General features: G+C 63.7%; 10 protein-coding genes. 9 read left to right on the top strand and 1 reads right to left on the bottom strand.

The window, feature by feature from the left end:
- Window positions 1-4 precede the first annotated feature (4 nt).
- Window positions 5-1,477, bottom strand: coding sequence for a polysaccharide biosynthesis tyrosine autokinase (locus ABZ677_RS04115; protein ID WP_358366789.1), 1,473 nt, complete (start codon window positions 1,475-1,477; stop codon window positions 5-7).
- A 93-nt stretch (window positions 1,478-1,570) separates the two neighbouring features.
- Between ABZ677_RS04115 and ABZ677_RS04110 the strand changes: the two genes are divergently transcribed.
- The 9 genes from ABZ677_RS04110 to ABZ677_RS04070 all read left to right on the top strand — a co-directional run bounded on the left by ABZ677_RS04110 (window position 1,571) and on the right by ABZ677_RS04070 (window position 12,096).
- Complete coding sequence (locus tag ABZ677_RS04110; RefSeq protein ID WP_358366787.1) at window positions 1,571-3,010, top strand: O-antigen ligase family protein; 1,440 nt, start codon at window positions 1,571-1,573, stop codon at window positions 3,008-3,010.
- 141 nt (window positions 3,011-3,151) lie between these two features.
- The gene (locus ABZ677_RS04105; protein WP_230596252.1) at window positions 3,152-4,642 is read left to right on the top strand and encodes a cellulase family glycosylhydrolase; all 1,491 of its coding nucleotides are present in this window, start codon (window positions 3,152-3,154) and stop codon (window positions 4,640-4,642) included.
- Between the two features lie 431 nt (window positions 4,643-5,073).
- Entirely contained in the window at window positions 5,074-6,207 is a 1,134-nt protein-coding gene (locus ABZ677_RS04100; protein WP_358366785.1) for a glycosyltransferase, read from the top strand.
- Entirely contained in the window at window positions 6,204-7,199 is a 996-nt protein-coding gene (locus tag ABZ677_RS04095; RefSeq protein WP_094740132.1) for a GDP-mannose 4,6-dehydratase, read from the top strand. The genes ABZ677_RS04100 and ABZ677_RS04095 overlap by 4 nt, the downstream gene beginning before the upstream one ends.
- Window positions 7,196-8,170 carry a GDP-mannose 4,6-dehydratase gene (locus ABZ677_RS04090; RefSeq protein ID WP_358366783.1) on the top strand — a complete coding sequence of 325 codons (975 nt, stop codon included), beginning with the start codon at window positions 7,196-7,198 and terminating at the stop codon, window positions 8,168-8,170. The genes ABZ677_RS04095 and ABZ677_RS04090 overlap by 4 nt, the downstream gene beginning before the upstream one ends.
- A complete protein-coding gene (locus tag ABZ677_RS04085) occupies window positions 8,167-8,772 on the top strand; it encodes an acyltransferase (protein ID WP_358366782.1) in 606 nt (201 codons plus the stop codon). Before ABZ677_RS04090 ends, ABZ677_RS04085 begins: the two co-directional genes overlap by 4 nt.
- Window positions 8,772-9,842 carry a glycosyltransferase gene (locus ABZ677_RS04080; RefSeq protein ID WP_358366781.1) on the top strand — a complete coding sequence of 357 codons (1,071 nt, stop codon included), beginning with the start codon at window positions 8,772-8,774 and terminating at the stop codon, window positions 9,840-9,842. The genes ABZ677_RS04085 and ABZ677_RS04080 overlap by 1 nt, the downstream gene beginning before the upstream one ends.
- Entirely contained in the window at window positions 9,839-10,984 is a 1,146-nt protein-coding gene (locus ABZ677_RS04075) for a polysaccharide biosynthesis C-terminal domain-containing protein (protein ID WP_358366780.1), read from the top strand. The genes ABZ677_RS04080 and ABZ677_RS04075 overlap by 4 nt, the downstream gene beginning before the upstream one ends.
- The gene (locus ABZ677_RS04070) at window positions 10,981-12,096 is read left to right on the top strand and encodes a glycosyltransferase (RefSeq protein ID WP_358366779.1); all 1,116 of its coding nucleotides are present in this window, start codon (window positions 10,981-10,983) and stop codon (window positions 12,094-12,096) included. Before ABZ677_RS04075 ends, ABZ677_RS04070 begins: the two co-directional genes overlap by 4 nt.
- Window positions 12,097-12,101 lie beyond the last annotated feature (5 nt).

Below are 12,101 nucleotides of genomic sequence, written 5' to 3'. Positions count from 1 at the left end.
GGAGCTATCCTCTGCTCGCCGAGGACGTCGCAGAGTCGTTCTTCGCCGGCTTCGGCCTGACGGCCGCGGCGTGGGCGGGGCCGGATGGAGCTGCTTGCGTGGACGGAACAGTGGAACTCTCTGCAGCAGCTGCCGTTTCACTGGAGTCATCCGCCGGGGAGCTGCCACCGAGGAGGCGTCGGGCCGCGGGTTCGAAGGTGGTCACCACTCCCAGCACGGTGCCGCCGACGCCGTCGATTGCCTTGATGGCACGTCGCAGCTTGTCACGCGTGGTGCGACCGGTGCGCGCGAGAACCACTGTGCCGTCGGACAATGCAGTGAGAATCGCTCCGTCGGTGACATCGAGCAGAGGCGGGGTGTCGACGATCACGTAGCGGTAGTGGCCGCGTAGCGCTTCCAGCACCTCCTGAGCGCGGTCCGATCCGAGCAACTCACTCGGGTTCGGCGGCACCGGCCCCGCAGGAAGCACCGACACACCGTCGAACACATCGTTCTGAATGGCATCGTCCACGCTGTGCTCGCCGGAGAGGACGGTGGACAAGCCGCTGTTCTGCTCGATGCCCAAGCGGGTGCCCAGGGTTGAGCTTCGCAGATCGCCGCCGACGAGCAGCACCGTGTGCCCGGCCTCGGCGAGAACGGCGGAGAGGTCGATGGCGGTACTGGTACGTCCTTCGCCCGAGGCCGCGCTGGTGATGGTGATGACACGCGGCGGCGAGCCGCCACCGAGGAAGCGAATGTTGGTGCGCAGGATGCGCAGTGGTTCGCCCATCGTCGCCATCGACGCGACCGGCACGGTGGGACGCGTCGCATCCACCGGGAGACCACCGAGTACGACGCGGCCCGAGACATCCTCGGCGCGTGGACGATCGCGGATGGAGCGATCCATCAGACCACGGAGCAACGCGAGGGCGAGGCCGACGACAAAACCGACCGCGCCGCCGAGACCGAGGGCGACGAACAAGCCCATGCCGATCGGTGCCGTCGGAACGTCACCCTGATCGACGATGGTGGCACCGGCCGCGGGGTTGCCGCCGCGCTGGGATGTTTCGAGTTCCTGCACCACCTGCGTCAGCTGCCCGGCGACCGCGTTGGTCAACGCCTGGGCGACTGCGGGATCGGCATCGGTGGCACACAGGTCGAGCAACACCGTCTTCTCGATCGGCGTCGCAGTGATCCTGGACCGCAGTTCTGCCGCGGACTCCTGCAGCTGCAACTGATCGACGGCTCGCTGTGCAACCTGTGTGCTGGTGGCCAACCCGGCGTAGGAGGACACGCGCTCCTGCGAGAAGAGATTGTTCTGGTACGCCTCACCGACGGAACTGCCGCCTTCGGTGGTGACGAACAAACGAGCACACGCTTGGTACTGAGGCGTCGTGAAGAACGTGTAGGCATACCCCCCGGCGACACCGATGGCCGTCGCGAGAGCGACGATCCACCAACCCGCGCGAAGGATCCGCCAATACTCTCGAATCTCCACGAATGCTCCTATCGAATAACCGACGGTCAAGGGCAAAGAATAAAGCGCAGCGAAGGATTCGGCACGGCGTACATGTTGCGAGTAGGTGAAAGCGTGACAACATCAGAACCCATGAGCATCACGCAGCGGGTCGGATGGGTCGCCATCGTGGCAATCCCCGTTCTCGTTACATGCGCCATGATCGTCGGCGGAACTCCAGCGAAATTGGGGGCATTCGCCCTTGTCGCGCTGACCGTGGGGGCGTACATCGGCCTACGTCATCCGCTGTATTTGACTCGCGCTCTTGCCTTTTGCTTGGGGGCGCTCCCGTTCGGCTACGTACCGGGCACTCCCGCGCCGTTGGTCTTCACCTTCGCTGTCGCGACCATCTTCGCCACTGTGATTCACCGCACAGCAGTGAGCCGCATCACATGGCCCGAAACGACCGTCATTGCGCTCATCGTTCTGTCTGCGCTGTCGGTCGTCGTCATGGCAACCGGACTCGGGGATTTCTTCGAATTCGGTAAATGGCTCATATCCACTCTTGTGGTGGTGTGCCTGTTGCGAATGCCGCGGGACGAAATGGCAATGTTCGGCAGGATCTACGTCTACGCGGCGTCGGCCGCCGCTGCGTTCGCGTTGCTGATCTTCGTCGGCGATCCCGCGGGCAAACTCATTCGCTACCTGTCGATTCTGGGATACGGCACCGAGGAAGAGAGCACGCGGTTCGTCTACAGCCCCACCGGAGCGACCTCGGTTCGCCTGGCAGGGACGTACATCGACCCCAACGCCGCCGGAATCGGCTTCGTCCTCGCGCTGATGCTGTGCATCCTGCTGTTGCGGGGATACCTGCGTACCGCTCTCGGAGCCCTGCTGTTCCTGTCGATCGTGCTGACGCTGTCACGAGCGGCCCTGTTCTCGGTGGTGTTCGGCGTAGTACTGATGTTCGCGTTCCAACAGCTGCGGACCAGGGAACGCCTGGCCATTGTCGGCGCATTCATAGCGGCCTTCGTCGGAGCGCTCGCAGTACCCAGCGTGCGCAGCCGCGTCTTCTCGTCCTTCGGCAACGAGGACGCAGGCTCGAGCGCACGCGGCGATGCACTGGCCGAATTCCCCGGCCACATGCAAGGCCACTGGCTGTTCGGCCTCGGTTGGGGCCGGCCCGAATTCGTCGATCCCGCCACCGCATTCGAGGTGAACTTTGTCGCCAACTCGCCACTGTTGACCGTCTACCGCGGCGGCATATTCACCGGCCTCGCCTTCACCGCAATTCTCGTTGCAGGTGCCGTCGTGGGCTACCGGATGCTGCGATCGGGACGCTGGGAACTCGGCTTCTACGGCGGCACTTTCATCGGCTTCTCGGTGGTCGCGCTGCAACTCGACTTTCCCGTCGTCAGCAATCCCTCCACCACGACAGCATTTTCCGTGATGCTCGCATTCGTCGTCTACGCGTGGGAAAAGACGTCGGAAACCAAGCCCGACGGCGACAACGTCGAGGGTACGAAAACGAAAAGCTTGCTTTCGGCCGGAGGTTCTCGACCAGCAGTTTCATAATTATCGGTCCGCTTTTTGTGATTTGTACAAAAGCGCGCTCGAGGTGCAATGATTCCGGCACCGGCCCGTCGAATGTTGGTACGGACCCCCTGGTGGAGAGAATTGAAGATGGTTCACTTTCGCGGTGGCTTTCGCGCAGTAATGTCAGCGACAACCGTTTTGATCGTCGCTGCCGGGCTCTCGTTCGGAGTCACGTCCGTCATCACTTCACCCGATCACCTCATCGGCCCGTCACGCGCCGACGCGGCCCCCAATCCACCCGGCGTCGGCATTTCCGACGGCGGCGGATTGCTGTGGGCCTCCGACGCGGAGTTGGACACCACCGTGCAATTCATGACGGCAATGGGCACCACATCGATGCGCATCGCCATTCCGTGGTCCACCGTCGAGTACACCCAGAATCAGCTGGACTGGACGGCCGTCGATCGCGTCGTGAACAAGCTTCGAGCAGCGAACATCTCGATGCTGGGCATCATCGCGTACACCCCGCCGTGGGCGACCTCCCCGGTGAACCAACCCATCAACACCCGCCCGGCATCACCTGCGGCGTTCGGTGACTTCGCAGGCAAGGTCGCCGCCCGCTACAAGGGCAAGGTTGCCGACTACGAGATCTGGAACGAGCCCAACGGGTCGATGTTCTACGGGCCGCAGCCCGACGCGGCCGGCTACACCGCCCTGCTCAAGGCCGCTTACCCCAAGATCAAGGCAGCCGACTCGGCCGCAACGGTCGTCGGCGGTGTCCTCGGCGCAGCCGAACAGGGATGGGGCATCGTCAATCCCGTCGACTTCACCAACCAGATGTACGCGGCAGGTGCTGCAGGCAGTTTCGACGCCCTCTCCTACCACCCGTATCAATACTCACTGAAGTTCTCCGAGGGACCCTACGTCGAGCATTCACCGGCCCGGCAGGTCATGGACATGCGCGCGGCCATGGTCGCAAACGGCGACGGCAGCAAGAAGATCTGGGCCACCGAGTACGGCGTTCCCACCTCCGCGGTGTCGGGAGATCAGCAGAACGTGATGATCACCGACTTCATCCAGAAGTGGCGCGAGCTGCCGTACACCGGGCCGATCTTCCTCTACACGATGCGAGACAAGGCAACCGGCAGCAATGATCCGGAAGACACGTTCGGCCTGCTCGAGAGCAACTGGGGTGCCAAACCGGCCCTGTGGGGCCTGATGAGCCTGCTGCAGAACAACATCCCGCGCACTGCCGAGTACAACCGATTCGCTGCTGCTCCGAACAACTCCGGAGCGGTACTGGGACCGGTGTTCCCCGTTCGCGATACGTGGGCGCAGTACCGCCAGGACGCGGTTCTCTACGAGATGCCCACCGGTTTCGTTGCCGTTCCCCGCGCCGTGGCCGAATCGATCCGCGCCACCGGATTTCTCCCGACCACGCCGTTCAATGGCACCTACCAGGACTTCGACAGCCCCTTCGGCCTGCGTGTGTTCTCCACCGCCGTCGGTGGTACCCACAACATCGGTGGCGGCATCTACAGCGCCTGGGATCCCACCCTGGGGCCCGCAACGAGCGACGAGATGCCGCAGTACGGAGGCGGCGTACGGGTGACGTTCCAGTACGGCGCGATCACCTGGACACCGTATGTCGGAGCGACCGTCACCCGCTGAATTCAATCGATCAGCTGATCGATAATTCACAAACCGCACGCCCCTTTTCATTGGGTTCAGTGCGCCCATTTCCCGGTGCCATCATTGCGGCCACGTTAACTCTGCGCAAAGGCGCGGTTTCGTTTTATCGATCAATTATTTTGCGTTGTGAACCACCTCACTTTGCGCTATCTATTTCCTCCGCAAACGGATATTCATATAGCGCGAACGAATGACTCTTCGTGGCAGGATTATGTCCAGTGTTCGCACGTCTCGTCGGGGGACGCCTTGAATTCGACGCTCTTGTCGTGCACCGTCGCACGCCGGAGCGTCATCTGGCGTTTCGGGATGCCCTAGCTCCACTCGAGTACGGACCGACACGATGGGTAGCTCATGAAGACGGATAGTGTTGTGTCACAGCTGGTTACATCCACAGTAGTTCGGGCGGCAATATGACCGACGGCCTCCGCGTCGCGATTGCGCACGACTATCTCACCCAACGAGGCGGTGCCGAGAAGGTTGTCCTCGCCATGGCCCGCGCCTTCCCCGACGCCCCCATCCACACCACGCTCTTCGAGCCGTCGACGACCTTCCCCGAATTCTCCGAACTCGACGTTCGCCCGTCGGCACTGAACCGGGTCGGCTTCCTGCGCAAGAACCACCGCGCCGCACTTCCACTGCTACCCTTCGCGTCCTCGTCCATCGAGATCGACGCCGATGTGGTGCTCACCAGCACCAGCGGCTGGGCCCACGGCTTCCACACCTCCGGCCGCAAGCTCGTCTACTGCTATTCACCTGCGCGTTGGTTGTACGAGTCGCAGATGTATCTGGGCGAGAGTCGTAGCCCGGCCAAACGTGTTGCGCTCAAGTCGCTCTCGTGGCCGCTGCGCCGCTGGGACCGGCGAGCGGCACTGTCGGCGGATCGCTACCTCGCCATCTCCACCGTGATACAGCAGCGCATCACCGACGCATACGGCATCCGGTCGACGGTGGTGCCTGCCCCGTTCACCGTCGAGGCCGCGCCGCCGGAGTCGATACCCGAGGCAGCAACATGGCTCGACGACGCCGGCTATTACCTCTGCATCTCCAGACTGCTGCCGTACAAGAACGTCGACAAGGTGATGGCCGCATTCGCCGGCACCGACCGCAAGCTGATCGTCGTCGGCCGCGGACCCGAGGCCGACCGGCTGCGAAAGCTGAAGTCCGACAACGTTCTCATGCTCAGCGACCTGACGTCGGGACAGATGACCTGGCTCTACCGAGGGTGTAACGGTTTGATCGCCGCGAGCTATGAAGATTACGGATTGACCCCCATCGAAGCGGGTTACCACGGCAAGCCCAGCGCCGTGCTCCGCTGGGGCGGTTTTCTCGACACAGTCGAGGAAGGCGTGTCAGGGGTGTACTTCGATCAGCCACAACCGGATTCGATTCGCGACGCGGTCACCGCTCTCGAACGGACGGCCTGGGAACCACTGAAGATTCAGGCACACGTGGAGCAGTTCAGCGAGGAACGCTTCGCTGCCGAACTCATTTCCGCAGTATCCGAGATCAATGCAGAACGAATCGAGAGGACGGCGTCGCGATGACCAAGCGCGCTTTGATCACCGGCATCACCGGACAGGACGGCCTCTATCTCGCCGAGCTGCTGCTCAGCAAGGGGTACAAAGTGTTCGGTCTGCTTCGCGGACAGAACAATCCGAAAGCTCCGATGCTGGAGCGAGTACTACCCCAGGTCGAAATTCTGCACGGGGATCTTCTCGATCTGTCCGCGCTGATGCGTGCGTTCGCCGTGGCCGACCCCGACGAGGTCTACAACCTCGGAGCCGTCTCCTTCGTGGCGTACTCCTGGGAGAACGCCCGCCTCACCACCGACGTCACCGGCGGCGGAGTGCTGAACATGCTCGAATCGACGCGGCTGTACGAGCAGGTGGCGGGCAAGCAGGTTCGCTTCTACCAGGCATCCAGCTCGGAGATGTTCGGCAAGGTGCAGCAGGTACCCCAGCGCGAGGACACACTGCTCTGGCCCCGATCGCCGTACGGTGTCGCCAAGGTCTACGGCCATTACATGACAATCAACTACCGCGAGTCCTACGGCATGCACGCCAGCTCCGGGATTCTGTTCAATCATGAATCACCCCGGCGTGGACCAGAATTCGTCACCCGAAAGGTCTCCCAGGCCGTCGCCCGGATCGCACTCGGTCTGCAGAGCGAGATCTCGCTGGGCAATCTCGACGCCAAGCGCGACTGGGGTTTCGCCGGCGACTACGTCGAAGCCATGTACCTGATGCTGCAACAGGACGAGGCCGACGACTACGTCATCTCCACCGGTGAGACCCACTCCATTCGCGAACTCCTCGACCATGCCTTCGCTGCCGTCGACATCGACGACTGGGAGCCCTACGTCAAGATCGATCCGCGCTTCCTGCGGCCCGCCGAAGTGGACCTACTCGTCGGCGACTCGTCGAAAGCGCAAGCAGCTCTTGGTTGGAAGCCCAAGGTCGCCTTCCCCGAACTGGTGGCCATGATGGTGCGCAACGACCTCGCCGAACAGTCCCCCGACACCGTCAAGATCGCGTGAACACCGGGCCACACCCAACCGCCTTGATCACCGGAGTGGCAGGCCAGGACGGCAGCTACCTCGCCGAACTGCTACTCGGCCGCGGCTGGGCAGTGCACGGCGTCTCCAAGCCCGGCGGGACTCAGGAGTCGGTGAACCCCCTCGTCGAACAGCACGAGACCGACCTGAGCGAGACCGGCACGGTACAGGGTCTGGTCCGAGAGATCGAGCCCGACTACGTCTTCCACCTCGCCGGGATCTCCTCGGTATGGCGGTCGTGGAACGACCCGGTGCTGACCACCAAGGTCAACGGCGTCTCTGCAGCGGCGTTGCTCGATGCCTGCTTCACCCACCAGGAGGCGTCGGGAAAGCGGATCGTGATGATCAACGCATCCAGTGCCGAGATCTTCGCCGGATCCGGCGTCTCGCTGCAGAGCGAGACGACCCGAATCGCACCCACATCGCCCTACGGTGCATCGAAGGCGCTCAGTCACCACATGGTCGATGTGTATCGATCACGAGGACTCGAAGCAACCAATGCCATTCTCTACAACCACGAGTCACCGCGGCGACCGGATTCCTTCGTCACTCGCAAGATCAGCAAGGCCGCGGTCGCCATCTCGCGTGGACGCCAGTCCACGCTCGAACTCGGCAACCTCACTGCGGTGCGCGATTGGGGCTGGGCTCCGGACTACGTGCAGGCGATGGCAGCGATGGCCGAGTACGGCAAGGGCGACAATTTTGTCGTCGCCACCGGCCAGGCCCACAGCGTCGCCGACTTCGTGGCCGCCGCCTTCGAGGCGGTGGGCATCGACGACTGGCGTGAGTACGTGCGCAGCGACTCCGAGATGCTCAGACCCACCGATTCGGCGAGAATGGTCGGCGACGCCTCCAAGGCCCGCAACGTGTTGGGCTGGGAACCGACGAAGACGTTCGATCAGGTCGTCCGCGCAATGATCGAGTTCGACATGACGGAGGAGATTGCAGCATGACAGCGGTGGAAAAGCCCGAGAACGAGCTCTACGACGTGTCGAACTACAAGATGCAGGACATCACGTTCAAGCGGAAGCTGCGCAACCGCATCGGCACCCTCGGCTTCAACATGATCGTGACCTACATTCCGTCGCACTGGATTCGGCAGAACTTCCTGCGCGCCTTCGGTGCGACGATCGGCAAGGACACCTCGATCTTCCGCGGCACCACCATCCTCGATCCCGAGGGCCTCACCATCGGTGACGCATGCGCCATCGGGTTCCGGTGCATGCTCGACGCCCGCGGCGGAATCACCATCGGCAGCAACGTCGTCATCGCCAGCGACACCCACATCATCGGCGGGTACCACGATCACAACTCCCCCGAATTCACACCGATCCTCGAGCCCTGTGTCATCGGCGATTACGTGTGGATCGCCAGTCGCAGCACCCTTCTCAGCGGTGTGACCCTCGGACGCGGTGCCGTCGTCGGTGGTTGTTCGATGGTGCGGTCGGATGTCGGCGAACTCGAAGTGGTCGCCGGTGTGCCCGCGAAGGTACGGGCGATGCGTGATCCCAAGGCACTCGCCTACCGCCCCAAGTATCGGCCGCTGTTCTACTGATGATCCTGCGCGACTGCCGACTCGTCTACGTCGCCCCCCGATCCGGGGTGGGCGGCGTGGGCGACTATGCCGACGACTTCGCCGACGCCGTTCGGCCACACTTCGCCGAGGTGATCGAGTATCGCCACGAGGGACCCGGATCGCACTCGGTGCGCGATATTCTGCGTCACCGCAGAGCAATTCAAGAACTCGTCGACTCGGATCCGGGCCGCGTCATCGTGCACTGCGAACTCAGCGGCGGCTCGGTCATGCCGTTCTGGGCAACCGCCCGACTCACCGGCGACCCGGTTGTGACCGCGACGGTGCACGACCCGCCCGGCCTGGTCTGGTGGCCCGTACGAACCAAATTCCTCGCGGGCAAGAAAGTGCTCAATCACGGCCTGCACTACCCACTTCGGTCGGGATGGCGGGCCCTCGAACGCCGGGTGGCCGGTAGCCGAACGCTGTTCGCGTTGACCCGCTCCGGTGCCGACTCACTCGCGCGCGAATATCCCGACGCCACCGCCAAGGCCAGTGCCCTCTTCGTTCCCGCGCGCCCCGACATCACCCCAGCCGAGGAGCGGCCACTTGCGGTCGGACTCTTCGGATTGGTCTATCGCGGCAAAGGTTTCGACCAGATCCAGCAGCTCCGCGACTGCCTCCCCCGCGACATCGCGATCCGCATCGCCGGCCGAGGAACCGAACTGCTCGACCCCGTCGACGGTGTGGACATTCTCGGCGAGGTGAACGGACCGGACGAGGACGCCTTCTTCGCCTCCATCCGCGCACTCGTCCTGCCCTACGGCAAACGGAGTGTGTACGGAGATGCATTCCCCGCGTCCTCGGTCGTGACGCGGGCAATCGCGTATCAGACTCCGGTGACCTGCCTGAAGGTCGGCGCTCTCGCCGAGTCCGACAGCGGAGCCCTGGTGGTCGACGGAGGTGTCGCCGAACTTGCCGACGCCACCGTGGACCTCATCACCGATCCGATTGCGCTGGGCAAACTTCGACGCGAGGTCGAGGCGCTTCGCATCTCTCACACCGCAGACCTCGTCGTCGAGGACTTCGTCTCCGTGTGGGCGGCTCAATGAACGCCAATCTGCTGAAGGCCGGAATTGCTGCTCTGTGGACCTACGGCGGCCGCGGCATCGGGCTGCTGTGGACCATCGCGCTGATCGCCAAGTTGGGGATCTCCGACTACGGCCAGTACGCGATGGCCTTCGCCCTCGCCGCGATCATCGCAGCACCGCTGGATCACCCCTTCACCGTGCGCTCGATTCGTGTGAGCGAACAAGAGTTCCTGGGTGAGCGCACTACTCGCGTGCTCGCCGGAGCGGTTCTCATCGTCGGCGGCCTGTGCCTGGTACAGGTCAACTACATCGCGTGGTTTGCCCTGGTTATCGGCGGCGGCGAGCTGGTGTTCAATGCCTACAAGAGCAGGGCGCTGCGCGACGGCCGCCCCGACCTCACCCAGCGATTGGACACAACACGCCAGGCCACGTCCATCGCGCTCGCGACGGCGTACCTGTTCGCCGTTCCCGATGCCACGCTGACCGTTGCCAGCCTGCTCTATGCCGCACCGTATTTCGTCATCGCAGTGATGGCCGCGGTACGGACGCGCGGCGCAGCACCGAGCGTCCCCGGATCCTGGCGCGAGATATCGATGCTGTTCTCGGAGAACCTCGCCAACGCGGTCTACATCCAAGGTGATGTGTTGCTGCTGGGCTTCCTCACCGACTCCACCATTGCCGGCTACTACTCCGTCGCCGCAGTGACGGCCTGGGCGGTGGCCTTCATCGGTCAGGCATTCGGCAACACCTTCCACGAGAAGCTGCGCGCCGCAGACGGACTCGTCAGCGCCGGACCGGCCTTGAAGCACACCGCGGTGCTCGGCGGCGCCGCCGGCTCATTGCTGTTGGTTGCCGGTCTCCTGCTCTTCCTGACGCCGGCGTCCCCGCAGATCGCGGGTGCACTGGTGGTGATGTCGTTGTTCGTGGTGATGCGAGTGATGAACCACGTGTTCACCACGGTGCTCTACCTGCAGCACCGCGACCGCACACGAGTGATGGCAGCAGCGACGCTGGCACCGCTGAAGATGGTTCTCGTCCTGTGCCTGTTCCCTTTCGGTGCCGTCGGGGCGGCCGTGGCGTCGGTGATCACCGACGCCGTACTGCTCGTCTGGTTCATGCGCGCCCTGTACCGCGATGCGGTGAAAGAAGAAGTGACGCAATGAGACGCGCGACCTTCCTGCTGTCCAAAGACCCCGTCACCGAGCACGGCGGCGATATCGCACTGTCTCGGTTGATGATGCAGCTCGCCCGCGAGGCGTTCGAGGTGCGTTCGATCTGCCTGTCCAAGGAGACCGACGTGGCCCCCGACGTGGTACGCGTCCCCAAGCCGAAGGTCGACGCCGGGTTGCTGATGAAGTCGATGCGGCCGACCCGCTCGGTGGTGCACGGACGCTACGACGTCGACGCCTTCCGCGACGCCATCGACGCGTCCGAATCGGATGTGTATGTGGCAGAACACAGTTACATGGCCGAATCGTTCCTCCGCTCGTCGAAGTTCGGGTCGCCGTTCGCGATCAACACCGTCAACACCGAGTCGCAGGTGTGGAAGGTGACACGCGGCGTGATCGGCCGAATCGAGGCACCTCGCATCCTGCGTGACGAGATTCGCGTCGCCCGTGCGGCAGACGCCGTCGGGACCTACGATGCCGACGAGGCGCAGATGTACCGGAGCAAGGGTGTGCGCGACGCTCGGTGGATCGACTTGACTCTCGAACCCGCGCCGCAGCTGGACCTGTCCGAGACCGCGAAGCGCCTGGTGTTCATGGGGACTCGCGATTGGCCGCCGAACCAGGAGGCCTTCAAGATCGCGCTCGAATACTGGCCGGCGATCTCTGCGGGCATCGACGGTGCCGAACTGTGCATCATCGGCGCGAAGGCCCCGGGTGCCAAGGATCCGGTCTACCCTGCCGGAGTTCGCGATCTCGGCTTCGTCGACGATCTGCAGGAATTTCTCGGTACGTGCCGAGCGCTGATCGCCCCGGTCGCCACCGGCGGCGGCGTGCGCGTCAAGATCCTCGACGCGGCCAGCAAGGGACTACCCGTCGTCGGGACCTCGGCTGCCGTCGGATCGCTCGACTCCATCTTCGAGTTGCCCACCTTCGACGACACAGAGCAGTTCGTCGCCGAATGCCGCCGCTACCTGCTCGACCGCACCGCCGCCGTCAAGGCAGGTGGGCGGATCTACGAGCTGAACACCGCCCGCTGGAACGACCGTGTACCCCATTCCACCGTCGAAGCACTGATCAGCGCACCGCTGACGAGCACCTTAGGATGATCGCC

Source organism: Rhodococcus sp. NPDC006774 (assembly GCF_040636045.1).
In the GTDB taxonomy this organism is placed as follows: Bacteria; Actinomycetota; Actinomycetes; order Mycobacteriales; family Mycobacteriaceae; genus Rhodococcoides.
This window is presented reverse-complemented; position numbering and strand designations above follow the sequence as displayed.